The sequence below is a fragment of the Pseudomonas protegens CHA0 genome (assembly GCF_000397205.1).
In the GTDB taxonomy this organism is placed as follows: domain Bacteria; phylum Pseudomonadota; class Gammaproteobacteria; order Pseudomonadales; family Pseudomonadaceae; genus Aquipseudomonas; species Aquipseudomonas protegens.
On sequence record NC_021237.1, the window covers coordinates 189,131 to 213,082 of the forward strand.

Here is a 23,952-nt window from a genome sequence, read left to right on the forward strand (position 1 = left end):
GACGAAATGCAACGCACTGTTCATCCCGCTCGCCGCTACGGCCTTCGTCCGCTGTTTCGCCTGGCATTGTGCAGCCAACTGTTATGGCCGGGCCTGGCGTTCGCCGATGCGGCCTATGACCAGTTGATCATCCAGGCCCGGGCCGGCAGCTACGCCCCGGCGCTGAACCATTTGCGCCAAGTGCCGGCGGACCGGTTGAACAACGGGCTGGTCAGCGACCACCTGCAGATCGCCAGCTGGGCCGGCCTCGATGCCGAGGTGGTGAAGGTCTACGAGACCCAGGGCCGCAACCGGGTGCTGCCGGCGCAGGCGCTGGCCGCCACGGCCCGTGCCTATCGCAACCTCAAGCAGTGGGACAACGCCACCCAGGTCTATCGCCTGGCCCTGCAGCGCGACCCGCAGAACGCCGACCTGCAGCTGGGGCTGGCCCTGACCCAGGCCGATGCCGGCCAGCCGGTCGAAGCCGTGGCCCGGGCCAAGGCCCTGGTGGCGGCCAAGCCCGATGACCCGAACCGGCGCCTGGCCCTGGGCTACGCGCTGACCCGCGCCAACCAGCCTTATGACGCCCTGGCTGCATACGACCAGGCGTTTATCCGCGCTGGCGACAAGCCCGAAGTCATTCGCGAATACATCTACGCCCTGCAGCGGGCGCGCCTGCCGGAACCGGCCCTGCGCCTGGCCCGGCAGCACCCCGGGCTGATCGATCCGGTGATCCAGCGGCGCATCCAGGCCGACCTCGCCGCCGAACGGGTGCGCCTCTCGGAGCTGGCCAGCCGCAGTGAGAAAGAGCGCTTTGTGGTGGCCGACCGTGCCCTGGCCGACTACGACACCCTGTTCGCCGCCTGGGGCAAGGACCCTCAAGCCCAGGACGACCTGACCCGCTGGCGCATCGACCGCCTGGGCGCCCTCAAGTCCCGGGCGCGCACCGCAGAGGTGATCAGCGAATACGAGCAGCTCACCGCTGCCGGCGTGGCCATTCCCCCGTATGCCCTGCGCTGGGTGGCGGCCTCCTACCTCGACCAGCGCCAGCCGGAAATCGCCGCGGACCTGTATCGGCGTGTGTTTTCGGCACCGGACGGTGATGCCGACCACCGCCTGGAAGACACCACCGCGCTGTATTACGCGCTGCTGGAAAGTGAACGCCCGGAAGAAGCGCTGAAACTCGCCAATGACCTGGCCGACAGTGTGCCGCAGCGAATTCAGCTCACCGGGCAAACCGTGGGCGACCCCAATGACGACTGGGTCGATGCCCAACTGCTGGCGGCCCAGGCCGGTGCCGACGGCACGGCCGGGGCTGACCTGCCGGGCACCGAGCAGCGCCTGGAGACCCTGGCGGGGCAGGCTCCGGGCAACATCAGCGTGCGCCTGGCCCAGGCCGATCTGTACCGGGTGCGCGACTGGCCCCGGCTTTCGGAAAGCCTGCTCAAGGAAACCGAGAGCGTGGCCCCGCGCGATGTCAGCCTGGAAGTGTCCCAGGGCCATACGGCCCAGGACCTGCAGGAATGGCGGCAACTGGATGCGCTGACCGACGACGTGGTGGAGCGCTTTCCGGAGAGCCGCCAGGTGCAGCGCCTGGCCCGCGAGCGCGAAGTGCACGACATGGCCGAACTGCGGGTCATGACCTATGGCGGCAAAAGTTACGGCGGTGGCAGCAATGGCGCCGGCGCGGTATCCGGCAGCCGTGATTTCGGCATCGAAAGCCGGCTTTACACGCCGCCGATCGCCGAGGACTGGCGCCTGTTCGGCGGCATCGGCTATGCCATGGGGGACTTTTCGGAAGGGATCGGCCATCACCGCTGGCAGGTCCTGGGGGTCGAGCGGCGCACCCGCGACATGACCCTGGAAGCGGAAGTCTCCAACCATTCCTATGGCTACGGCGACAAGACCGGTGCCCGGGTGTCGCTGGCGCGGGACATCGACGATCACTGGCAATACGGCGGCAGCCTCGACTACCTCTCTGCCAACACCCCGCTGCGGGCCCTCAACAGTGATATCAGCGCCAACGGCGGCAGCGCCTTCCTGCGTTGGCGGGCCAATGAAAGCCGCGAGTGGAAACTGTCCCTTAGCCCATCGCACTTCAGCGACGGCAACAATCGGTTCGAGGCCCTGCTCACGGGCCGCGAAGGGGTCTACCGCTCGCCGAAAGTGCAGGTCGACCTCGGCCTGGAAGTGGGCGCCAGCCACAACACCCTGGAAGACACCCCCTACTACAACCCCGAGGCGGACCTCAGCGTCCTGCCCACCGTCACCGTCAACCACGTGCTCTATCACCGCTATCAGACCTCCTGGAGCCAACAGTTCCAGGCCGGCGCCGGTACCTACAGCGAACGCGGCTACTCCACTGGAGCGGTGGGGCTGCTCAGCTACGGCCAGCGCTACAGCTGGAACGACGTGTTCGACATCGGCGGAGTCCTGAGCGTGATCAACCGGCCTTACGACGGCGATCGGGAAACCGACCTGCGCCTGGCTGTCGACCTTACCTATCGCTTCTAGAGAAGAGTGTGACGATGCGCCTGATCAACCGTTGCATCCTCCTGCTGGGAGCCCTGGTTCTCAGCGCCTGTTCCCAGCCCGCCGCCGACTTTCTCGCCCCGGCGCAACGGCCGTTGCCCAACACCGAGGCGCCCTGGCCGAAGAACCACGTGCTGGGCATTGCCTACCACGACATCGAGGATCGCGACCCGGACCAACGGGTGGTGGCGGTGCGCACCGAGCGGATGATCGAGCAACTGGCCTGGTTGCGGGAAAACGGCTACCGGCCCGTGACCGTGGACCAGATCCTGGCGGCGCGTAACGGCGGCCCCGAACTGCCGGCCAAGGCCATCCTGCTGACCTTCGATGACGGCTATTCGAGCTTCTACACCCGGGTGCTGCCGGTGCTGCGCAGCTATCACTGGCCTGCGGTGCTGGCGCCGGTGGGTACCTGGATCGACACCCCGGCCGACCAGCCGGTGAACTTCGCCGGCGAGCTGCGGCCCCGCTCACAGTTCCTGACCTGGGCGCAGGTCCGGGAAATCTCCCGTTCCGGGCTGGTGGAAATCGCCGCCCATACCGACCACAGCCACCTGGGCATTCTTGCCAACCCTCAGGGCAACCTGCAGCCGGCGGCGGCGACCCGCCGTTTTGACGCCGCCTCCGGGCGCTATGAAAGCGAGGCGGATTTCCAGGCGCGGATGCGCCAGGACGTGACCGCCATCTCGAACAAGATCCTGGCCGTGGCCGGCTATCGCCCGCGGATCTGGGTCTGGCCCTACGGCACGGCCGACGGCTCCACCCTGCAAGTGGTGGACAGCCAGGGCTTCAAGCTGGCCCTGACCCTGGACGACGGCCTGGACACACTCGACAACCTGATGAGCAGCCCGCGTTTCCTGGTGGTCTCGGACCCGGACGGCATCCACTTCTCCAACAGCATTGTCGGCGCCGAGACCGCCGCACCCATGCGCGTGGTGCACGTGGACCTGGACAACGTCTACGACCCGGATCCCAAGCAGCAGGAGGTCAACCTCGGCAAGCTGGTGCAGCGCATGGCCGACCTGGGGGCCAACACCGTATTCCTCCAGGCCTTCGCCGACCCCAAGGGCGACGGCCTGGTGCAGTCGCTGTATTTCCCCAACCGGCACCTGCCGATGCGCGCCGACCTGTTCGACCGGGTCGCCTGGCAGTTGCGCACCCGGGCCCACGTCAAGGTCTATGCCTGGATGCCGGTGCTCAGCTTCGCCCTGGACGCCCGGCTGCCCCGGGTCACGCGCTGGGATCCGGCCACCGGCCAGAGCACCATCGATCCTAAGCAGTACCAGCGGCTGTCGCCCTTCGACCCCACTGTGCGCCGGCAGATCGGCGACCTCTACGAGGACGTGGCGCGCATGACGTCGGTGGACGGCATTCTGTTCCACGACGACGCCGTGCTCTCGGATTTCGAAGACGCCAGCCCCGGGGCCTTGCGCGCCTATGCGGCCCAGGGCCTGCCGGGTTCCATGGCCGCCCTGCGCGACGATCCGGCCACCCTGCAGCGCTGGACCCGCTTCAAGAGCCGCTACCTGATCGACTTCACCCATGAGCTGGCCGCCAAGGTCCGGGCGATTCGCGGGCCGCAGGTGCAGACCGCGCGCAACCTGTTCGCCGAGCCGATCATCAACCCGCAGAGTGAAACCTGGTTCGCCCAGAACCTCGATGATTTCCTGGTCAGCTACGACTGGACCGCGCCCATGGCCATGCCGCTGATGGAAGGCCAGAGCCAGCGGCATTCCGGGCCCTGGCTCGAAGCCTTGGTGGACCAGGTGCGCGCCCGCCCCGGTGCCTTGCAGCGCACGGTGTTCGAGCTGCAGGCCCGGGACTGGGCCCGCAAGCCCGCCAGCGACCTCTCCGCCCAGCAACTGGCGGACTGGATGGGCCGCCTCAAGCGCCAGGGCGCGACCAATTTCGGCTACTACCCGGACAACTTCCTCGAGAACTCACCGGACCTGAAGACTCTGCGGCCCGCGCTCTCCAACAAATGGAGCCCTTGAATCATGGTGGATCGTATCTTTGCGCTGGTGGTCCTGGCGCTCGTTCTCGGCGTGCCCCTGGGGCTGATCTTCGTGCTGACCGGCGAATTCCTCATGGACTTCGTCTTCTACTACCCCTTGTTCATGTCGGCGCTGTGGATCGCCGGCGGCCTGTATTACTGGATGCACTGGGAGCGCCACTGGCCGTGGAGCGACGACACCCTGCCGCCGCCCCTGGCCGGTGAGCCGCTGATCAGCATCCTCATTCCTTGCTACAACGAAGGCGACAACGTCGCCGACACCATTCATGCGGCCCTGGCCCAGCAGTACCCGAACATCGAAGTGATCGCCATCAACGATGGCTCCAAGGACAACACCGCCGAGGTGCTGGACCGCCTTGCCGCCCAGGACCCGCGCCTGCGGGTGTTGCACCTGGCGCAGAACCAGGGCAAGGCCGTGGCCCTGCGCATGGGCGCGGTGGCGGCACACAGCGAATACCTGGTGTGCATCGACGGCGATGCGCTGCTGGCGCCCAACACGGCGGCCTACCTGGTGGCGCCGATGCTGGACAACCCGCGCCTGGGCGCCGTGACCGGCAACCCGCGGATCCGCACCCGTTCGACCCTGGTGGGTCGGGTCCAGGTGGGCGAGTTCTCCTCGATCATCGGCCTGATCAAGCGCACCCAGCGGGTGTTCGGCAAAGTCTTCACCGTCTCCGGGGTGATCGTCGCCTTCCGTCGCACCGCCCTGCACCGGGTGGGCTACTGGAGCCCGGACATGATCACCGAAGACATCGACATCAGCTGGAAGCTCCAACTGGACCACTGGTACGTGTTCTTCGAGCCGCGGGCGCTGTGCTGGATCCTCATGCCGGAGACCCTGCGCGGCCTGTGGAAGCAACGCCTGCGCTGGGCCCAGGGCGGCGCCGAGGTGCTGTTCAAGAACATCCGCGGGATCTGGGAGTGGCGCCACCGCTACCTCTGGACCCTGCTGTTCGACTACTGCCTGTCCACCGGCTGGGCCTTCACCTTCCTGCTGTCGGTGATCTTCTGGGCCCTGGGCAAGTTCATCGTCATGCCCGAGGCCGTCGCGGTGCACACCATCGTCCCACCGGCCTTCACCGGGCTGGTACTGGCGATGGTCTGCCTGACCCAGTTCGCGGTGAGTATCCTGATCGACCGCCGTTATGAAAAAGACCTCTGGAAAACCATGTTCTGGGTGGTCTGGTACCCGCTGGTATTCTGGTTCATCAGCCTGTTCACCACCCTGGTGAGCTTTCCCCGGGTGCTGTTTGGCGAACACCAGAAACGCGCGCGCTGGGTCAGCCCGGACCGCGGCATCAAACCCATCGATGACGAAGAGGAGGTGCGCTGATGAAAATCATCCGAACCCGCCAGCGTCCGTTCATGGTGATCGTCGACGTTGTCCTCACCGTACTGGCCTGGGTAGGCCTGCTGTACTTGCTGGTTCGTGGGCTCATTCCGCTGCTAGACAGCCATGAAGGGCCGCGGATCGAAGCGGGCATGCTCGATGCCCTGACCACCCTGCAGTTCTATGCCTGGGTGGCGGTACTCAATGCGGTGCTGCTGATTTCCTGGGCCCGCTACCGCCAGCGTCGCAACAAGAGCTACCCGCCCCGGCTGCCGGCACCCGTGGTAGACGACAAGCGCCTGAGCGAAACCTTCAAGCTCAACGACGCGACCTTCGCCCAGATGCGCCAGCCCGGCACCATGATCGTGCACAACGACGAGGAGGGCGGTATCAGCCACGTCACCACGCAGTTCTATCGCATTCTTCCCGAAGACCAGCAGCACCCGCCGCTGAGGGTGGAACCGCCACCGCGGGTGATCCATCTGCGTTCGGAAGGGGATGAAGGCAAGAAGACAGGAGAAGATTGATTGCCCAGGGGGGATGAGCCCTGGGGGGGGGACGGCTCTTCTGAATTTGCAGAGGGAATTGTCTGATTCTATTTTCAGTAAATAAATCAATGCGTTATTGATTTATTTGGGGTTTCTGCGTGGGTTTGTCGCTCCGGATGTGGTTGCGGGTGAGTTGTTCTTTATCGTAGCGAGAGAGTGAGAAACAGGGTTCTTGCGTACGGGCGTTGGCTCTTGTAAGTGTGCAATCTCCTATTGTTGCTCAAACTTTTTAAAGCTATATAGCCTTGATTTAAAAGGCTTTAAGGTGATTTTTTCTTTAAATATTTCAAAATTTAAAATGGGCGGCTCCATGATGGAACTGCATGTTTTTTATCTCGTAAAGTTGTTTGAAAGTTTGATTTGATTTTTATTGGCGATTCTTCGGCAGTCATTTGACGATGCAGTAATAGCTTATTAGCGTCACGTCCTTCGTAGCTCTTGTCGTCACGCTTTCGAAGGATCGGATATGTCTCTCTCTACGCTCGGGATGAGGTTGTGCTGTGCCTTGGCCTGCCTGCTGCTGTTTAGCGCGCTGCATAGCGCCGCTGTCGCGCCGATGCCTGGTACCACCTTCAACCTGGGCGCCCAGTCCTTCATCCGCGGCTACAAAGACCCGAGCCTGAACGGCGACAGCGGCTACTGCTGGCGCAACCACCTGCGCTGGACTCGCCCGATGGGCCACCACCTTGTCACCGGCGTGAGCTTTACCCATTCCCTCGAACGTCCCGAAGCCTTGAGTGAACGGGAAACCCCGACCCATTTCCGCCTGGATTTCTATCTCTGATTGCACTGATTCATTGAGGCTTTTGACATGGACGTTCGCCAACTCGCCTTTCTGGCCCGCCAGCCTTCCGCCACCCTGCAAGCGCGTGATTCGTTCTGCGGCTTGTCCAAGCGCAGCCTGGCGTTCGTCCTGGCCAACGTGATGTTCTGGCAGCCGCTGGTGGCGATGGCCGACGGCATCGTGGTCAACGGCAGCGGCACCAGCCTCGGCCAGGCGGGCAATGGCGTGCCCATCGTCAACATTGCCACGCCAAATGGCGGCGGCCTGTCGCACAACAAGTTCAGCGACTACAACGTCGGCCAGCAGGGGGTGATCCTCAACAACGCCATCAACCGCACCCAGGAAACCCAGCTCGGCGGAATCATCCTCGGCAACCCCAACCTGGGCGGCCGCGCGGCCAATGTGATCCTCAACGAGGTCAACGGCGGCAGCCCCAGCCAGCTCAAGGGCTACACCGAAGTGGCCGGGCAGTCGGCCCATGTCATCGTCGCCAACCCCTATGGCGTGAGCTGCAACGGCTGCGGCTTTATCAACACCCCGAAAGCCACCCTGACCACCGGCAAACCGGTGGTTGAGAACGGTCAGATCCAGCGTTACCAGGTGGACCAGGGCAGCGTCGCCATCGAGGGTGCGGGCCTCAACGCGAGCAATATCGACCAGTTCGAAATCATCACCCGCAGCGCCAAGATCAACGCCGAGATCCAGGCCAGGCACCTGGCGGTGATCGCCGGGGCCAACGACGTCGACGCCAAGACCTTGAACGCCACGGCCCGCACCGCCAACCCGGCGGATGCACCGCAACTGGCCATCGACTCATCAGCCCTGGGCGGCATGTACGCCGGGGCCATCAAACTGGTGGGCACCGAGGCCGGGGTGGGGGTGAAGCTCGACGGCAAGCTGATCGCCAGTGGCGGTGATATCCAACTGGATGCCAACGGCCAGTTGCGCATGGCGGAGGCAAGCGCGGAGAAGGGCGCGGTGGCGATCAAGGCGCAAAGCCTGGAGGCCCAGGGCGCGGTCTACGCCGGCACCGAGCTCAAGGTGCAAACCCAAGACGACCTGAACAACCACAGCACCCTGGCGGCGGCCAACAGCATCAACCTGGGCAGCGGCGGGCAACTGAACAATCAGGGCATCATCGAAGCCGGGGTCAACCTCGACAACAGCAGCAACCCGAACGGCGATGTCACCCTGACGGCGCAAAACCTGAACAACACTGGCAAGAGCGTGGTGGCCAGCCGTGATCTGACGGTCACGACCACCCAGACCCTGGACAACCAGGGCGGCACCCTGAGTGGGCAGCGCCAGGTAACGGTCAGCGCTGGGACTCTGGATAACAGCCATCAGGGCAAGCTGCTGAGCGCCGAGCGCCTGCAACTCAATGCCGATCAGGTGCGCAACGGCCAGGGCGGCCTGATCAAGAGCCAGCAGTCCCTCAATGCCACCCTGGGCCACCTGGGCAACAGCGGCGGCGAGCTGTCGAGCCAGGGCAGCAGCACCCTGGTACTGGCCGGCATGGACAACCTCACCGGCGTGGTACTGGCGCAGCAGACCCTGACCATCACCGGCAGCGCTGAGCTGGACAACCAGGGCGGGCTGCTGTCGGGCTGGCAGGGCCTGACCCTCAACGGCACAGGCTTGAACAACAGCAACAAGGGCACCGTCTCCAGCCTCAAGGGCGGTGTCGACATCACCCTCAGCGACGCCTTGAACAACAGCCAGGGCGGAGGCCTAGTCAGCCAGCAGGCTCTGGACGTCAAGGCCGCCAGCCTCGACAACAGCCACCAGGGGGTGATCTCCAGCGCCGGCGAGCAAAGCCTCAAGCTGCGCGACCTGCTGGACAACAGCCAGGGCGGCTCCATCGACAGCGCCGCGACCCTGACCCTGCAGGCCATGACCCTGGGCAACAACGGCGGCACCCTTGACGCCGCGGGTGACCTGACCTTTACCGGCACCGACCTGGACAATGGTACCGGCACTTTCACCGGCAAAACCGCCGTCACCCTTAATCTGTTGGGCGCGTTGAACAATACCCACGGCAAGCTGGCCAGCGGCGGCCCGCTGCGCATCGAACGCGCAGGGCAGATCGACAATCGGGGTGGCCAGATGGCCAGCCAGGGCCTGCTGAGCCTGTTCGCTGCCAGCCTGGACAATCGTAACCGTGGGACCTTGATGGCCAACGACCCACTGAGCCTGACCCTGGACGGCGCACTGCAGAACAGCGGTGATGGCTTGATCTACAGCCAGAACGGCGGCCTGCACGTTCAGGCCGGGAGCCTCACCAATGGCAAGGGCACCCTGCAGAGCCAAGGCGCTCTGAACCTGAGCACCGGCGACATCGACAACCAGAGTGGTCGCATCCTGGCCAGGAACGGTAACCTGAACATCGGCGCCGGCCACTTGGATAACCGTGGGGGCGTGCTTTCTAGCGTGCAAGGCGCGATGACCGCCGATCTACGCGGCGTGCTGAAAAACGGCTACGACCCGAGCAACAACCGCCAGGGCGGCGTGACCCAGGCCCAGCGCCTGACCCTCAAGGCCCTGGCTGGCATAGACAACGACGGCGGGCGGATTTCCGCGCAAAGCGGCGATGCGCTGATCACCACCGACGATTTCGATAACCGCAACGGTGGCCTCTACGCCAAGGGCCTTGTCAAAGTTAGCGGCGGCCATTTCGACAACAGCGGCAACAACGGGCAAATCGCCGGCCAGCAGATTAATTTCGACCTCAGCGGCGCTCTGAATAACCACAAGGGCATCATCGAAAGCGACAGCAGCCTGACGATCAAGGCCGCCAGCCTCGACAATCAGACCGGCCAATTGCGCGCCCTGGGAGACGGTGGCGATACACGGCTGGAGCTCGGAGGATTGTTCGACAACCGCGATGGCTCTCTGGAAACCGCCAACCAAAACCTGGCCTTCGACGCTGGCAGCTTCAACAACCGTGGCGGCAGCGTGCTGCACAGCGGCAACGGCCTGTTCGGCCTGTCCATGGCCAACCTCGAGGATGTGGGCGGGCGCCTGAAAACCGCCGGCCAGCTGACCCTGGAAGGCGAACGCTGGACCAACAGCAGCTCGATCCAGGCCGGGAAACTGACAGTCAACGTCAACCACCTGACACAGGCCCGTACGGGCCAGCTCCTAGCCGGCAATGGCCTGATAGGCAGCGGCGTGAACTGGATCAATGACGGCCTGATCGGCAGTGATGCAGGCGTCAATATCGACCTCAGTGGTCATTACAGCAGCAAGGGCCGACTCAGCAGCTTTGGGCAACTGGACCTAAAAGCTGCCCAAGTGGACCTGGCAGACAGTGCCAGTATTGCTGGCGGCGGCAACACCACAGTCTCGGTGTTCGGCCAATTGAACAACGCAGGGCGCCTGAGCGCTGCGGCCGGGCTCACGCTCAACGCGAGTGGCATCAACAATCAGGGCACCCTTGGGGCTGCCCAGAACCTGACCTTGACCACCGGCGGCCTGCTCAACGATCACGGGCTGGTGTTCAGTGGCGACGACATGGGGCTGCGGGTCGACACCCTGACCAACAGCTACGGCAACGTTTACAGCCTCGGTCATCTGACGATCGATCGCGATGGTCAGGGGGCTCTGGCCAGCCGCATCGCCAACCGTTCCGGCACCCTGCAAAGCGATGGTTCCATGACGCTTGCAGCCAGCACCCTTGAGAACATGCGCGATGTGCTGGCCACCAACAACGGCGGCATCTACACCGCCAGAATCGCTGAAGTCGCCTGCATCGAGGGCTACAACGCCGGTGACTGTGGCGGCAAACGCAATCACGTGTGGGAGATCGTTCAGCGCGACAAATTCGAAGTCACCGAAGCGAGTGCGGCGTCGAGCATTGCCGCTGGCGTCAACCTGAATATCAACGCTGGCGACCTGCTGAACCAGAGCAGCAGTATCAGCGCGGCCGGCAACCTGATGGCCACGGTCAACAACCTGACCCACAGCGGCGTGGAAACCGGCGAGACCGAAACCACCCGGGTGTTCATGTCGGCGCGGACCAAAAATGCCAGTGCCTGGTACAACGTCGCTAACGCTGTCACCAACCGATACTGGTTCCAGAGTGCGGGTTATACGCCTGATGACCTGGGTGGTCTGGAAGGCGCGCTGGCCGGTTTTATCGGCATGACCGAACGTGAGTGGGTCGGCCTGGGGACGACGAAAAAACTCGCCGGTGGTGATCAAAGCTATGCCGCAGTGATCCAGGCCGGGGGAGCGGTGAGCATCAAGGCCGGCAATGGCTTCGACAGCAGCGTGGTCCGTCCGGGTTACACCTATGTCGGCAGCGGTGCGCGTACCGATACCCAAGTACCGGGTACCGCCTTCGCCACTCGCATCAGCCTCAACCCGCAACTGCCCCCAGACCTGACCCAGCAACAGGTCAACCCCCTGGCCCTGCCTGGCTTTAGTCTGCCCGCTGGGCAGAACGGTCTGTTCCGCCTCAGTGGTCAGAGCAGCAGCGCCGCACCAGCTCCGGCGCAGATCGCCGGCCTGCCGGATGCCGCGAACCTTACCCGGCCGCACAAGTACCTGATAGAAACCAACCCGGTACTCACCGACCTCAAGCAGTTCATGAGCTCGGACTACCTGCTGTCCAGCCTCGGTTACAACCCGGACGACAGCGCCAAACGCCTGGGGGATGGCTTCTACGAGCAGAAGCTGATTCAACAAGCGGTACAAGCCCGTACCGGCCAGCGTTTTATCGACGGCCAGAACAGCGACGAACAGCTGTTCAAGTACCTGATGGACAACGCCATTCAAAGCCGGCAACAGCTCAACCTGGCGGTGGGCGTGGCCCTGACCTCCGAGCAGGTGGCGGCCCTGACCCACGACATCGTCTGGCTGGAAAGCCATGAAGTGAACGGCGAACAAGTGCTGGTGCCCGTGCTCTACCTGGCCCAGGCCAAGAACCGACTGGCCCCGAACGGCGCCCTGATCGCGGGTAACGACGTCAACCTGATCGCCGGCCAGGACCTGAACAACGTCGGCACCCTGCGCGCGACCAACAACCTGTCGGCCCAGGCCGGGCAGAACCTGATCAACAGCGGCCTGGTGGAAGCCGGTAGTCGCCTTGACCTGCTGGCCGGCAACGACCTGGTGAACAAGGCCGGCGGCATCATCGCCGGGCGTGACGTGAGCCTCGCCGCAACCTGGGGCGACGTCATCAACGAGCGCACCCTGACCTCGCACCAGAGCAGCAACGGCAGCTACGCCCAGCAGCGCGACTTCGTCGACAACGCCGCCCGGGTAGAGGCGGCGAACAACCTGGTGATCAGTGCCGGACGCGACATCAACAACAACGGCGGCGTACTCAAGAGCGGAGCCGACACCTGCCTCAAGGCCGGTCGCGACGTCAACCTGAGCGCTGTGGAACAGGTGGTCAGCAATGACCGCGGCGTGCGCTACAACGACCTCAGCGTGACCCAGAACGGCTCCAGCCTGCAGGCCGGTCGCGACCTGGCCATCAGCGCCGGGCGCGACATCACGGCCATCGCCAGCCAGATCGAGGCCAAGCGCGATGTGGCGATGACCGCCACGGACAACCTCAACCTGATCTCGGCGGCCAACGAGCAGCATTCGGCGAGCAAGACCAAGAAGGTGACCAGCCAGGAGGATCATGTTCAGCAGGTAGCTACCACCTTGGTGGCGGGCGGCAATGTGGCGCTCAAGGCCGGTGAGGATCTTGCGCTGACGGCCAGCCGAGTGACGGCGGGGGATGAGGCGTATCTCTATGCGGGCGGTGATGTGAACCTCAGCGCCGCGCAAAACAGTGACTACAGCTATTACCGCAAGACCAAGACCAGCAGCTCCGGGCTGTCCAGCAGCCAGAAAACACGGATCGACAGCAGCAGCTCCACCACCCAACAGGGCTCCTCCGTCAGTGGCGATACGGTGGTCATACGGGCCGGCCAAGACATTGGCGCAACCGCCAGCGATATTGTCTCCACCCACTCCACCAGCCTGGTCGCGGGACGTAATGTCGAGATCGACAGCGCTACCGAAACCAGCGAAGAAAGCCATTCGACATCGAAGAAAAAGTCCGGCCTGTTGAGCAGTGGCGGGATTGGTTTCACCCTGGGCTCCACCAGTGCGAAGAACACCTCTTCCAGCACCACCGAAAACGCCAAGGCCAGCACCATTGGCAGTGTGCTCGGCAACGTCGATATCCAGGCCGGCAAGGACCTGACTCTGAAAGGCTCCGACGTCATTGCCGGCAAGGACATCAGCCTCGTCGGACAGAACGTCAACATCCTCGCGGCGGAAAATCACAACAAGAGCGAGCAAACCTCCAAAACCAAGACCAGCGGCCTGACCTTGGCCTTGTCTGGAACCGTCGGCAGTGCCGTCGACGCCGCGTACCAGACCACCAAGCAGGCCAAGGAGGAGGACGATAGCCGCCTCTCTGCCCTGCAAGGCATCAAGGCCGGCCTGACCGGTGTCCAGGCCTGGCAAGCGGCCCAACAGGGCGGCGGGATGAACGGCGATAACATCGGCCAGTTCGTCGGCATCAGCATTTCCCTGGGCTCGCAACAGTCCAGTTCCAAGCAGACTCAGGAACAGGTGGTCAGTCAGGGCAGTAGCCTGACCAGCGGCAACAACCTCTCCATCGTGGCGGCCGGCAGTGGCACCGCTGCGACGGATGGCGACATCCGCGTGCAAGGCAGCCAACTCAAGGCAGGCAATAACGTGCTGCTGGCCGCTGAGCGTGACATCCAGCTTGAGGCCGCGGCCAACCGGCAAAAGCTTGATGGCAAGAACAGCAGCAGTGGCGGTGCCATTGGCGTCAGCTTGGGCGTTGGCCCCAACGGCGCAGGCCTGAGTATCTTCGCCAACGGCAACAAGGGTGTGGGCAAGGAAAAGGGCACCGGCACCACCTGGACCGAGACCACCCTGGACGCCGGTAACCAGGCGAGCCTGATCAGTGGGCGGGACGCCGTTCTCAAGGGTGCGCAAGTCAATGCGGACAAGATCACGGCCAAGGTCGGGCGCGACCTCACGCTGCAAAGCCTGCAAGACACCGACGACTACAAGTCCAAGCAGAGCAATGTCAGCGGTGGTGCCAGCTTCACGTTCGGCACGATGACCGGCAGCGCTTCGGTCAGCGTCAGCCAGAGCAAGATCGACTCCAAGTACCAGAGCGTGCAGGAACAGACCGGGTTGTTTGCCGGCAAGGGCGGCTATCAGGTTGAAGTGGGCAAGCACACCCAGCTCGATGGCAGCGTCATCGCCAGCACCGCAGAAACCGACAAAAACCGCCTGAGCACGGGCACCCTGGGCTGGAGCGATCTCAAGAACGAGGCCGAATACAAAAGCCAGATGCAGAGCGCCAGCGTCAGCAGCGGTAACGGCGGTGCTGATGGCTTCACCAGCAACATGCCCAGCGGCATGTTGATCGCCTACAACCACGGCGGCAGTGCCAGCGGCACCACCTCATCGGCAATCTCCAACGGCACTTTGGACATTCGTGATCCAGGCCAGCAGAAGCAGGACATTGCCACCCTCAGCCGCGACGTCGAACACGCCAATGGCAGCATCAGCCCGATCTTCGACAAGGAGAAGGAGCAGAAGCGCCTGCGAGAGGTGCAGCTGATTGGCGAGATTGGCACTCAGGTGACGGACATTGTTCGGACCGAGGGGCAGTTGAAGGCCGATCAAGAGGCGAGCAAGGAACTTGAAGAGAAAGGTATTTATCGACCAGGAAGCAATGCCAGCAAAGAGGAGGTTGAGAAGTACCAGACGAAGCTGATTGCTACTGATGCCTATCAGCAGATCATGGGCAAATACGGTACGGGTGGTGATTACCAGCGAGTAGCCCAAGCCGTCACCGCCGCCCTGCAAGGATTGGCCGGTGGGGATATCGGCTCTGCCCTGGCTGGCGCCTCGGCACCGTATCTGGCGCAGTTGATCAAGAAATCCACAGGTGACAATCCAGCCCTCAACACAATGGCTCACGCTGTGCTGGGAGCTGCCGTTGCCCAGGCCCAAGGTAACTCGGCAATAGCGGGCGCTGCAGGTGCTGCAGGTGGAGAGCTGACTGCTCGATTGATCACCCAGCAGCTGTATGGCACCAGCGATACCAGCTCCCTCAGTGAAGAACAAAAGCAGACAGTGGCTGCGCTATCGACGTTAGCCGCTGGGCTTGCGGGGGGAATTGCGAAAGGCGATAGCGCGGGTGCAATTGCGGGTGCCGGGGCTGGCAAGAATGCTGTGGAAAATAATCATTTAGGAACAGGGGTCAATATTTTTGGCCATCAATTGGGTAAGGACCAAGTAGCGGAATTTGGCAACGAACTCAAAGCATCCTGTGGTGATTCCGGAGGGCTGCAAGCTTGTCTGAAAACTTACGACACATGGAAAGAAACTTCCTACCGGCAGGGCGGGTTGGAGACAAAAGAGGCTCAGGCGGGCTGGGAAGCGTTCGTAGAGGCAGTTTACACAGAGAAAGTGCTGCCTCTATGTAAAGGGAACGCTGCTTGTGAGCGCAATGTTGCTACCCATATGGCCGTCACGACGGTGACGTATGCGGGCGACAGTGTAGGTATAGGTCAGGCAATCGGCGAGGCTACCCGGGCAGTCAATTTGGCTAATGGAAACTGGGTTCGCGTTGGGTTGTAAGTCGTAGAGGATGCGAGTTTACTGGCTACGCTTGGTAGTATGCTCGGAGTAGCTGCAAAAGGGACACAAACCGTAGAAACCGCCTTGCAAGTCCCTGGTAGAGTACAAAGTCGGGTAAATCTAAGGAACGGAAGCCAGGCAGAGGGCGCCGGTTGGAATCATCTGACAAATGAGCACTATTCACTAACAAAAAACAAAAGTCAGTTTACTGTTCCGCAAGAGGAACTACGTCAAATTTTGCAAAGTAAAGAGGTTGTTAGCACACCAATAACTAAGATTCTGCCGAGTGCCGATGGACCTCGATATGTACGTGAGGTTGACTTGGGGAGAAGTATTGGGACTGATAAGTTTAATAACTTTTCTCCGACATCTAAAATGAGCGTGCTGACGGATGGGGCAGGAAATTTGGTTTCCGCATTCCCAGGAGTGATCAAATGAAATTTGTAGGGAATGCTGCTGAGAAGGAAATTAGAGCGACTCTCATTTCGTCAGCAGCATATATATTCGAAAATATATTTGTTCTGAAGTTTCTTGAGCGGGTGTTTGGCTCTTTGTCGTCTGCTTATGTGCTAAGCCATACTCCCGATCAAGGTGAGGATTTTTATGTGGTTCTAGTAAATGGCTCTGCTGTAGTTAAGTTTGAACTTTCTCGGGGTAGTGCTGATGCCGAGCCTGAAAATTTTTCCATTATTGATGTTAATGGTTATAAAAAGTTAATTCGGGGGCGTCATGCTCAGTTGAAGTTAGCTGTTGCGATAGAGTTGGCGGCGGGAAAATAAGCTAAGTTTAATGCTGCAAAAGGAACTGGGACTTCTGTAGTTCCCCAAAAAGGAAGTGTTTCCTTCGAGAACGGAAAGACATTTGAGAGTCTGAGTGCTTCGGAGCAACAAGGACTGAAAGCTATTTAAAATCTTGGCTATGACGTCCATGTACCCTTGGAGGCAAGCAAAAAAGGCATATCTGGCTTGCCTACTGCTGAATTCAACGTTCAAGGGTTTGGGAAGGTTGACGTTTACGCGCCAAATAATTTGAACCCTAAGACTATTTCTCGAGAGATTGAGAAGAAAGTTGTTCAAGGGCAGGCAAATTCAGTGGTGGTGGTCGTTCCTGAGAGTTTTAGCAAAGTAGATATGTATAAGTCTGCTGCTGCAGCTTTTGGGAAAAACAAAGGGGGGGAACCAATTCCTCTGAAGCAAGTGATTTTCTCTCAGGGGGAAAAAACTATTCAGTTAGATAGGCAAGCTATTAATAGCCTGTTAGGGAGGTAAAAGTGTCTAAATTTCTATGTAGATGCTCCCATGTCATTAGCTTGGTTAGCTCTCCTACTTCAGATGAGTTCACTCTTGTTTCAAATAAGCTACTGTATGATTTTGCGGAGCAGGCTGATAAAGGAAGAGTTCCTTTTGATGAATTTTTTGATCGTATAGAAGCAACTGGCAAAGATGTTATTATTTGCCCTGTATGCGCTCGGATTTGGATAAAAAAGGATGAAGGGCCAGAATATTGGCCTTACCTTGAAGAAAAGGAATGAAAATCTCCCCGGCTAGCCGGGGAGATTTCTATGTTTCACTCCTATTCTTACTGACCTCAATTCTAATCTTCTGATTGACCTCAAATCCCGCCTGCTGCAACCAATGCCCACGTAATGGAAGCGTGGGGATACTCGGTGCCACTCAACGGCGGGTAGAAATCGGCTGCGATGGTGGCGAAACGTTCAGTTTTGGGCAGGGCTGCCCTATGATCGGCCTTAGCCATATTCAGCTCCTGTTTAGCTGCTTGTGGTTAGCGGGTCTTGGGTGTTAGAGCACTCAAGGCCCGCGTCTTTTTTGCAGGGCTAACGGGTCAGCGTCTGCAAATGTTTTTTGATCAGGAAGGCATCGAGCAACGTCTTGACCACCTTCTTGTCTTCTTCGGGTATCTGCTCGACTTCCTGAAACTGCCGCAACAATTCCCGATCCTCGAACTTAGCCTTGGCCGCGTCATCGCTTGCTCCTTCCAGCAGGTAATCGCTGCTGACATCCAGGGCATCGGCCAGACGCTTCAAAGTGTCGCCGCTGGGCCGTGAAGTTCCACGTTCGTAGCGGCCAATGTGGGTGTAGTGCAGTTCAGCCAGTTGCCCCAGCTCGGTTTGGGACAGGTTTTTCTGCTTGCGAAGGCTGCGTAGCCGTTCGGCAAAGCCAGTGATGTTCTCGGCCATATCCAGCGTCTCGGTCTCATAAAGCATTACGGATAGAGCCATCTTCCATTACGCCATGCGCCGACGCTGGAATGTGATGAGCTGAAGCGGGCGCCGCAGGTGGAGAGTTGGCTGCTCGATTGATCACCCAGCAGCTGTATGGCACCAGCGATACCAGCTCCCTCAGTGAAGAACAAAAGCAGACAGTGGCTGCGCTATCGACGTTAGCCGCTGGGCTTGCGGGGGGAATTGCGAAAGGCGATAGCGCGGGTGCAATTGCGGGTGCCGGGGCTGGCAAGAATGCTGTGGAAAATAATCATTTAGGAACAGGGGTCAATATTTTTGGCCATCAATTGGGTAAGGACCAAGTAGCGGAATTTGGCAACGAACTCAAAGCATCCTGTGGTGATTCCGGAGGGCTGCAAGCTTGTCTGAAAACTTACGACACATGGAAAGAAACTTCCTACCGGCAGGGCGGGTTGGAGACAAAAGAGGCTCAGGCAGGGTGGGAACAGTTCGTAGAGGCAGTTTATACAGAGAAAGTGCTGCCTCTATGTAAAGGGAACGCTGCTTGTGAGCGCAATGTTGCTACCCATATGGCCGTCACGACGGTGACGTATGCGGGCGACAGCGTAGGTATAGGTCAGGCAATCGGCGAGGCTACCCGGGCAGTCAATTTGGCTAATGGAAACTGGGTTCGCCTTGGGTTTCAAGCTGTAGAGGATGCGAGTTTCCTGACTACGTTTAGTAGTATGCTCGGAATAGCCGGGAAGGGTGGAGGTACTGATGGTTTATTGACTTCAGAGAAAGTTTTAGGTGGTGCGGGTGGTAATTGGAAAGTAATAAATGAGGTGGTAGATCCCTCTGTAGTGAAGCAAGTAAATAGTCTTAGCTGCGGGCAAGCTTGTGTTGAAATGATGCTTGGGGATCGCAAGATTAATGCTTCTCAAAATGTTATTTCGAAACTTGCGGGTGACGGAGCAACCTATGAGACGCAGCTGGCCTCCGTACTGAATAAGCTAGACTCTTCTGGCTCTCGTAAGTGGGTTGGATCTGGTGTTGATGCGGACGATATAGGGACTTTTCATGGGCTGAGTTCAACTGGGGCGTGGGCTGCTCAGCTTTGGGAAAGAGGTAGTAAAATCGGACATTGGGTTGTGGTAGATGGCTTGGATAGCGGCGGGCGTGTGATGATTCGTGATCCATGGAAAGGAACTAGCTACAAAATGGATATGAAAGAATTTCAAGGGACGTGGAATGGTTATTCAATCTGGGGGCAGTAGATTATGAAATTAGTGGTTGTTAGTTGCGAGACGAAAAATAAAGGAGTGTATTCGTTTTTTTTAAAGTATGGAGAGCAACTTTTTTTAGATGAGGTGAAAGTGTGTCAAGGTGTCGTGCTATATGTTGAATATGGGGTGGGTATTCAGGAGATTTTACATAAAAATGCAGAAAGCGTGAAAAATATGCATCGATTAGTTTTTGAAATTTATCGGGGGGGGGACGTGGTTTTTCCTTTCTATGTAGGTGATTTTTAGTTAGGAGAAGATCTAATTTTTTTTGGTTGGAGTAATGAAGTAGTCGAGCTAAATAGTACGGCGGAATCTAGAAACCAGATTCAGAGCGCAAACGTCAGCGTTACCAGTTCATCGGTAACCTACAGCGGCACCTTGGAGATTCGTGATTCAGGCCAGCAGAAGCAGGACGTCGCCAACCTAAGTCGCGATGTTGAACACGCCAATAACGCCTTGAGCCCGATCTTCGATAAGGAGAAATAGCAAAAACGCCTGTGTCAGGCGATGGATATCATTCGGACTCGGGGCACCATTGACGCGGTCAAGGCTCAGAAAGATCCGCAGATGCTTGAGGCGGACCGACAGAAGTTGGTTATCCAATAACAACGAGTGTGACATCGAGTGCAAAGGCAAGATTGCGCAGCAAGGAGCTAGCGGTGGTCTGGTACTTTCTGCTGCTATGTTGGCGGCTGTAACCGCCACTGCAGCGACCCCTGAAGTCATTGTTCTTGTCCGTGCTTCCACGGCTGGTTGCAAGGTTAATCCGGGGCTGTGCGTTAACGAAGCCAATATTTGGCTAGCCGAATTTGTGGCGAGTGAGGTACTACCAGCCGGATTAGTCGCCGGTGGAGCGGCCAAACTGACAGCGGAGCAGCTCAGCGACGTCCGAGCGTTGAGGGAGCTGCAAAAGCAGACCGGGAAACAGGTGAGCTCTGAGGCATTGTCTGTTGTTTTGGGGGGGAGTGCGGGAGCCGGTGGAAGCTGCAATGTTCTGGATGAAGTCGTAAATCCTAATGTTGTAAAGCAACTTACTCCCACAGGTTGTGGAGCGGCCTGCGGTGAGATACTGCTGAATGATCGTGGGATTTTTACTACTCAAGTTGAGTTGGGGGCAGAGCTGCCCCCCTACGAATACCTTGGCAAACAAGCTGAATAAATTTGACTCTGGTTGGGCAGGTAATACTGTTGTATACGTCTAGTTTTAATGCATTGAATAAAACAGGCTTGTGAAGTGCAATAATGTGGGATTCGGAAAATAAAATAGGGCGTTGGGTTGTTGTTAGTGGGGGTGATGATGCGGGCCGAGTGTTGATTAAAGACTCGTAAGATGGATCTTTATAGCTTTAAGGACGTATGGAATGGGCAATCCGTATATAAGCAGTAGCGTTGTAATTCGGTCGCTTTGTTATTCTGAGGGCTCTCAGGAAATTCTTTATGTTTTTATAGTTGACGGCGTTGAGCGAAAACTAACCGGGAAGATGCATGATGACTCAGATATAAGAGGTGTTGAGTATAGTTGCGAACTGGATGAGTTTGTGATGTTACTCATGCCATTTGATGAAAAAACATCAAAAAAGCTGTTTTCAATATCTTGGATGTATGTTGACGGCGAGGACGTTGAGTTTCCAATCACTTTAATTCGATTGTGATTTTGTAGCTGCAAAAGGAACTGCTGGAGAAAAGGCGTGATAAGAAATAATGCTATTATTTTAGTGCTGTTTTTGCTTGTGGGTTGTGCCCCTTCATACTCTCACTGGACTGACGGGATGAATGCTCTGGTTGGTACTAAGTTTGAGTCCCATATTTATTCGGACTGTAGTCGAGGGTGTGGAGATTCGTATTGGTCGCCGGTAAATAGAAATGAAGTGTTTGATCGTGTGCTCGAAGAAGGGGAAGGCAGGCGCTTTTACATAACGTGGATAAGAGATTGTCGATATTCTGTTTTGGTTTCTAGGGATGGAATTATAAAGTCTTGGAGATATGAGGCCGCAAACACGAAAAGCTGTTATGTTTTTTAGTCTAATGGCTATAGATAGGGACGAGCAGCTTTGAAAGAGGTGACTATTTAAAGAAGCGGGAGGTCGTGAAATACAGGAGTTTGTATTCAAGTGAGTCAGATGCTGAGACTGTCTTTTTTTAGTGTTTTTCTAATTTTTTCCGGATGTAGTGTTGGTCCCTATATTCATCCTGAATCTACGAATATAAATAAGGGTCACTCTAATTCGACTTGTCATGGCAGGCGAAGTGCCTTTTGGTATGGGATTGTAAATCCTGGCGATTTTTCTGGAGCGGTGATTGCGACTGTTTATACCACGCTGCCAGGTACGCCAGAATTTGACCCTGTTACTCGATCTATTACCGGTACAACAGACACTCAATTGAGAATTGAGTTTGAGGTTCATCCATATAAGCCTGAACAACAATGGGCTTTCGGCAAAGAGGCCAAGGCCATTGTTCGACAAGCACATGTCATGCAGAAAATGCATGCGCAAAACCCTACGTTCATCAGTACATCCTCGTCTTATATAGTGTTGCGATTGAACAATGGAGACCAGAGAGAAATTTTTGCTCCGCAAATACAGACGACTTTTGAAGCGAAGAAAAATCGACCCAGTGTTATATCTATCCAATTGTCGCCGGGGCAGTTGGACGATTTTTCGATAACCCTTCCTGATATATTTGTGAACACTAAAAAAATCGATATTCCGACCATGCATTTCAAAAGTAATGAATGCCGAAGGAGATGAATGTGTTGCTGAGCAATATAAGTGAGCAACTTCCGCTAAAGGCAGCGGGCGACTTTAAAGTCGCCCTTATTTATTGACTAGGTCATTTGCGGTTGCAAACGCCGTGATGTCACATCCAGCAGATCACAGCCATCGCGCAGCAGGATGCTGCACACCAGGGTCAGTTCCTGCAGTAGCACCGGTTCGCTGCGCAGGGTCTCGGCGGCGAAGTTCTCCAGCAGTTGGGTCGCGGCGCGGATGCGAAAGGCTGCGGCGTCGTGCAGCACATCGATGGGCGCATGGGTGTCGATCAGCAGGGAAGGAATCAGGCAGTCGTGGCCGGTTAGGGATATATAACGGTTCATTAGTACACCTCGCTTAATGGATCGATGTACTCGTTACTCCGGTCGCCAAACCAGGTCGCCATATGGGCGACGGCCGGACTATAAGCCGCCGGCTTGCGAGGGTGCAAGGCAAGTGTGGTGGCGTCTTTTCCGAGAGCGTTGTAGGGCTTTTTCCGTACACATCCATCCCGCTTGCGACTGTATTTCCAGGTGTTTAGCCAGGGCGCTTTTGGCGAACGGTCGGCTAGCCTGTATGTACATTTGTAAATACGGAATTGCTTATGTACGTTGCATGGGACGAGGCCAAGAACCACGCCAACATGCTCAAGCACGGCATCGATTTCAACGATGCGGTGCTGATGTTCCAGCGCCCGGTGCTGTCCTTGCGCGATGAGCGCCTGGACTATGGCGAGGAGCGCTGGGCCAGCCTCGGTTGGATCAGGACCCTGGTGGGCGTGGTGGTCCATACCGAGCGGCGGGGTCATGCGGTGCGCATCATCTCGGCGCGAAAAGCCACTAAGCGGGAGGCTAAATATTATGTCCAACGGATCGAAAACTGATTGGGATCGCCTGGCGAAAACCGATGACCAGGGCATCGATACTTCTGATATTCCCGAGTTGGATGACGATTTCTTTCGCCGCGCCGAGGTGCACCTGCCGGGCAAGAAGGCCGTGACCATTCGCCTGGATGCCGATGTGCTGGAGTGGTTCAAGGGCCAGGGCGCGGGTTACCAGACGCGGATCAACCAGTTGCTGCGCCAGTACATGCAGGCCCACCGGGACTGAGGCCTGTGCATCATTTCAGGAGGCGGGCGGATGGCCCGCCGCTCTTTCCGGCCGGCCGTGGAGGGTGGTCGCCATTGCGATTCCTGTCTGAAATATTCATTTACAACTACCCCCGTCCTCAAGCTCAATCTGCTCCCTTGCCTGGTGCGAAGGAGTGCGCTCTTTCGTGCAGGCTATAGTCTTGTGCTCACCCTGACCTCATCCGCAAATAAGGTGCTTTCGTATGTCTCGCTTTGCCTCCCGCAATACTTGGCTGGCCGTTGGTGCCGCGTTGCTGTGCCTGCACTTGCCCGTGCAGGCCCAGGAGCGTTTTACCCTGAACATTCCCGGGGTTTCGGATGACCGGCTGTTCACCACGGGCAATGCCAGCGATGCCAAGGGCTGTGGCGGGCACAATAATTCCCCGGCCTTGAACTGGACCGCCGGCCCGACCGGGACCTTGAGCTACGCCATCGTCATGCACGACCCGGACGGGGCCAAGGGCCAGGGCGTGGATCACTGGGTGCACTACGGCATCAAGCCCACCACCCGGCAGATTCCCGCCGGTGCCGGCAACAAGCCGAACCTGGAAGGGCTGGCCGGCCTCAACAGCCGCAACGGTACTTCCTATATGGGCCCGTGCCCGCCGGTGGGTGACAGCGCGCACCACTACATCATCCAGATCTACGCCCTGGACCTGCCGCCGGAAGCCCTGCCCGCCGGGCTGACCCGCGCCCAACTGCTGGAAAAGATCAACGGTCACGTACTGCGCAACAGCAGTGTGGTGCGCCGCTATTCCCGCTGAGTGAAATTTTTTCCGAAGGC

The 23,952-nt window shown here is 58.7% G+C and carries 21 protein-coding genes; 17 read left to right on the top strand and 4 right to left on the bottom strand.

Annotation, left to right across the window (positions count from 1 at the left end; translation table 11 throughout):
• Nucleotides 1–6: 6 nt before the first annotated feature.
• The 9 genes from pgaA to PFLCHA0_RS31580 all read left to right on the top strand — a co-directional run bounded on the left by pgaA (nucleotide 7) and on the right by PFLCHA0_RS31580 (nucleotide 17,352).
• On the top strand, nucleotides 7–2,493 hold the full coding sequence (gene pgaA, locus PFLCHA0_RS00830; RefSeq protein ID WP_015633695.1) for a poly-beta-1,6 N-acetyl-D-glucosamine export porin PgaA: 2,487 nt from the start codon (nucleotides 7–9) through the stop codon (nucleotides 2,491–2,493).
• A 14-nt stretch (nucleotides 2,494–2,507) separates the two neighbouring features.
• Nucleotides 2,508–4,505, top strand: a complete 1,998-nt coding sequence (pgaB, locus tag PFLCHA0_RS00835) for a poly-beta-1,6-N-acetyl-D-glucosamine N-deacetylase PgaB (RefSeq protein WP_015633696.1) — start codon at nucleotides 2,508–2,510, stop codon at nucleotides 4,503–4,505.
• A 3-nt stretch (nucleotides 4,506–4,508) separates the two neighbouring features.
• Entirely contained in the window at nucleotides 4,509–5,858 is a 1,350-nt protein-coding gene (gene pgaC, locus PFLCHA0_RS00840; protein ID WP_015633697.1) for a poly-beta-1,6-N-acetyl-D-glucosamine synthase, read from the top strand.
• A complete protein-coding gene (gene pgaD, locus PFLCHA0_RS00845) occupies nucleotides 5,858–6,382 on the top strand; it encodes a poly-beta-1,6-N-acetyl-D-glucosamine biosynthesis protein PgaD (RefSeq protein ID WP_011058546.1) in 525 nt (174 codons plus the stop codon). Before pgaC ends, pgaD begins: the two co-directional genes overlap by 1 nt.
• A gap of 487 nt (nucleotides 6,383–6,869) precedes the next feature.
• Entirely contained in the window at nucleotides 6,870–7,187 is a 318-nt protein-coding gene (locus PFLCHA0_RS00850) for a ShlB/FhaC/HecB family hemolysin secretion/activation protein (RefSeq protein ID WP_015633698.1), read from the top strand.
• 27 nt (nucleotides 7,188–7,214) lie between these two features.
• Nucleotides 7,215–15,821, top strand: coding sequence for a hemagglutinin repeat-containing protein (locus tag PFLCHA0_RS31790; protein ID WP_015633699.1), 8,607 nt, complete (start codon nucleotides 7,215–7,217; stop codon nucleotides 15,819–15,821).
• A gap of 434 nt (nucleotides 15,822–16,255) precedes the next feature.
• Entirely contained in the window at nucleotides 16,256–16,600 is a 345-nt protein-coding gene (locus PFLCHA0_RS31570; RefSeq protein ID WP_134532512.1) for a hypothetical protein, read from the top strand.
• Nucleotides 16,601–16,786: 186 nt separating this feature from the next.
• Entirely contained in the window at nucleotides 16,787–17,089 is a 303-nt protein-coding gene (locus PFLCHA0_RS31575) for a hypothetical protein (RefSeq protein ID WP_134532515.1), read from the top strand.
• Between the two features lie 2 nt (nucleotides 17,090–17,091).
• Nucleotides 17,092–17,352: a hypothetical protein gene (locus tag PFLCHA0_RS31580; RefSeq protein WP_134532519.1), complete on the top strand. Its 261-nt coding sequence runs from the start codon at nucleotides 17,092–17,094 to the stop codon at nucleotides 17,350–17,352.
• A 28-nt stretch (nucleotides 17,353–17,380) separates the two neighbouring features.
• On the opposite strand, the gene PFLCHA0_RS32175 is transcribed toward PFLCHA0_RS31580, so the two are convergent.
• The 3 genes from PFLCHA0_RS32175 to PFLCHA0_RS00860 all read right to left on the bottom strand — a co-directional run bounded on the left by PFLCHA0_RS32175 (nucleotide 17,381) and on the right by PFLCHA0_RS00860 (nucleotide 18,060).
• Nucleotides 17,381–17,452 (bottom strand): hypothetical protein, encoded by a 72-nt coding sequence (locus PFLCHA0_RS32175; protein ID WP_375154145.1) that lies wholly within the window; start codon nucleotides 17,450–17,452, stop codon nucleotides 17,381–17,383.
• Nucleotides 17,433–17,576, bottom strand: a complete 144-nt coding sequence (locus PFLCHA0_RS31585) for a hypothetical protein (RefSeq protein WP_230493582.1) — start codon at nucleotides 17,574–17,576, stop codon at nucleotides 17,433–17,435. Before PFLCHA0_RS31585 ends, PFLCHA0_RS32175 begins: the two co-directional genes overlap by 20 nt.
• Nucleotides 17,577–17,655: 79 nt before the next feature.
• On the bottom strand, nucleotides 17,656–18,060 hold the full coding sequence (locus PFLCHA0_RS00860) for a helix-turn-helix domain-containing protein (protein WP_015633700.1): 405 nt from the start codon (nucleotides 18,058–18,060) through the stop codon (nucleotides 17,656–17,658).
• A 65-nt stretch (nucleotides 18,061–18,125) separates the two neighbouring features.
• Here PFLCHA0_RS00860 and PFLCHA0_RS31920 point away from each other — a divergent pair, with 65 nt between their 5' ends.
• The 5 genes from PFLCHA0_RS31920 (at nucleotide 18,126) to PFLCHA0_RS31605 (ending at nucleotide 22,039) form a co-directional block, all read left to right on the top strand.
• Entirely contained in the window at nucleotides 18,126–19,280 is a 1,155-nt protein-coding gene (locus PFLCHA0_RS31920) for a VENN motif pre-toxin domain-containing protein (protein ID WP_080644439.1), read from the top strand.
• Between the two features lie 3 nt (nucleotides 19,281–19,283).
• The gene (locus PFLCHA0_RS31600) at nucleotides 19,284–19,535 is read left to right on the top strand and encodes a hypothetical protein (RefSeq protein WP_134532523.1); all 252 of its coding nucleotides are present in this window, start codon (nucleotides 19,284–19,286) and stop codon (nucleotides 19,533–19,535) included.
• A gap of 325 nt (nucleotides 19,536–19,860) precedes the next feature.
• Nucleotides 19,861–20,448 (top strand): hypothetical protein, encoded by a 588-nt coding sequence (locus PFLCHA0_RS30885; RefSeq protein WP_155246647.1) that lies wholly within the window; start codon nucleotides 19,861–19,863, stop codon nucleotides 20,446–20,448.
• Between the two features lie 202 nt (nucleotides 20,449–20,650).
• Nucleotides 20,651–20,941, top strand: a complete 291-nt coding sequence (locus PFLCHA0_RS30890; RefSeq protein ID WP_051167100.1) for a hypothetical protein — start codon at nucleotides 20,651–20,653, stop codon at nucleotides 20,939–20,941.
• A gap of 459 nt (nucleotides 20,942–21,400) precedes the next feature.
• On the top strand, nucleotides 21,401–22,039 hold the full coding sequence (locus tag PFLCHA0_RS31605; RefSeq protein WP_134532526.1) for a hypothetical protein: 639 nt from the start codon (nucleotides 21,401–21,403) through the stop codon (nucleotides 22,037–22,039).
• A gap of 77 nt (nucleotides 22,040–22,116) precedes the next feature.
• Here the strand turns inward: PFLCHA0_RS31605 and PFLCHA0_RS00870 are convergent, their stop codons facing one another.
• Nucleotides 22,117–22,383, bottom strand: a complete 267-nt coding sequence (locus PFLCHA0_RS00870; protein ID WP_015633701.1) for a hypothetical protein — start codon at nucleotides 22,381–22,383, stop codon at nucleotides 22,117–22,119.
• A 260-nt stretch (nucleotides 22,384–22,643) separates the two neighbouring features.
• On the opposite strand from PFLCHA0_RS00870, the gene PFLCHA0_RS00875 reads away from it, so the two are divergent.
• The 3 genes from PFLCHA0_RS00875 to PFLCHA0_RS00885 all read left to right on the top strand — a co-directional run bounded on the left by PFLCHA0_RS00875 (nucleotide 22,644) and on the right by PFLCHA0_RS00885 (nucleotide 23,932).
• Nucleotides 22,644–22,922, top strand: a complete 279-nt coding sequence (locus PFLCHA0_RS00875; RefSeq protein WP_011058551.1) for a BrnT family toxin — start codon at nucleotides 22,644–22,646, stop codon at nucleotides 22,920–22,922.
• Complete coding sequence (locus PFLCHA0_RS00880; protein ID WP_011058552.1) at nucleotides 22,900–23,148, top strand: BrnA antitoxin family protein; 249 nt, start codon at nucleotides 22,900–22,902, stop codon at nucleotides 23,146–23,148. The genes PFLCHA0_RS00875 and PFLCHA0_RS00880 overlap by 23 nt, the downstream gene beginning before the upstream one ends.
• 223 nt (nucleotides 23,149–23,371) lie before the next feature.
• Nucleotides 23,372–23,932, top strand: a complete 561-nt coding sequence (locus tag PFLCHA0_RS00885) for a YbhB/YbcL family Raf kinase inhibitor-like protein (RefSeq protein WP_011058553.1) — start codon at nucleotides 23,372–23,374, stop codon at nucleotides 23,930–23,932.
• The last annotated feature ends 20 nt before the right edge of the window (nucleotides 23,933–23,952 follow it).

Coding starts and splice junctions, on each gene's coding strand:
- PFLCHA0_RS31585 (WP_230493582.1), bottom strand. CDS start 17,576: ATGGCTAAGGCCGATCATAGGGCAGCCCTGCCCAAAACTGAACGTTTC.
- PFLCHA0_RS00850 (WP_015633698.1), top strand. CDS start 6,870: ATGTCTCTCTCTACGCTCGGGATGAGGTTGTGCTGTGCCTTGGCCTGC.
- PFLCHA0_RS00875 (WP_011058551.1), top strand. CDS start 22,644: ATGTACGTTGCATGGGACGAGGCCAAGAACCACGCCAACATGCTCAAG.
- PFLCHA0_RS00860 (WP_015633700.1), bottom strand. CDS start 18,060: ATGGCTCTATCCGTAATGCTTTATGAGACCGAGACGCTGGATATGGCC.
- pgaD (WP_011058546.1), top strand. CDS start 5,858: ATGAAAATCATCCGAACCCGCCAGCGTCCGTTCATGGTGATCGTCGAC.
- PFLCHA0_RS00870 (WP_015633701.1), bottom strand. CDS start 22,383: ATGAACCGTTATATATCCCTAACCGGCCACGACTGCCTGATTCCTTCC.
- PFLCHA0_RS00885 (WP_011058553.1), top strand. CDS start 23,372: ATGTCTCGCTTTGCCTCCCGCAATACTTGGCTGGCCGTTGGTGCCGCG.
- PFLCHA0_RS31570 (WP_134532512.1), top strand. CDS start 16,256: ATGAAATTTGTAGGGAATGCTGCTGAGAAGGAAATTAGAGCGACTCTC.
- pgaB (WP_015633696.1), top strand. CDS start 2,508: ATGCGCCTGATCAACCGTTGCATCCTCCTGCTGGGAGCCCTGGTTCTC.
- PFLCHA0_RS31600 (WP_134532523.1), top strand. CDS start 19,284: ATGAAATTAGTGGTTGTTAGTTGCGAGACGAAAAATAAAGGAGTGTAT.
- PFLCHA0_RS31790 (WP_015633699.1), top strand. CDS start 7,215: ATGGACGTTCGCCAACTCGCCTTTCTGGCCCGCCAGCCTTCCGCCACC.
- pgaA (WP_015633695.1), top strand. CDS start 7: ATGCAACGCACTGTTCATCCCGCTCGCCGCTACGGCCTTCGTCCGCTG.
- pgaC (WP_015633697.1), top strand. CDS start 4,509: ATGGTGGATCGTATCTTTGCGCTGGTGGTCCTGGCGCTCGTTCTCGGC.
- PFLCHA0_RS30890 (WP_051167100.1), top strand. CDS start 20,651: ATGGGCAATCCGTATATAAGCAGTAGCGTTGTAATTCGGTCGCTTTGT.
- PFLCHA0_RS00880 (WP_011058552.1), top strand. CDS start 22,900: ATGTCCAACGGATCGAAAACTGATTGGGATCGCCTGGCGAAAACCGAT.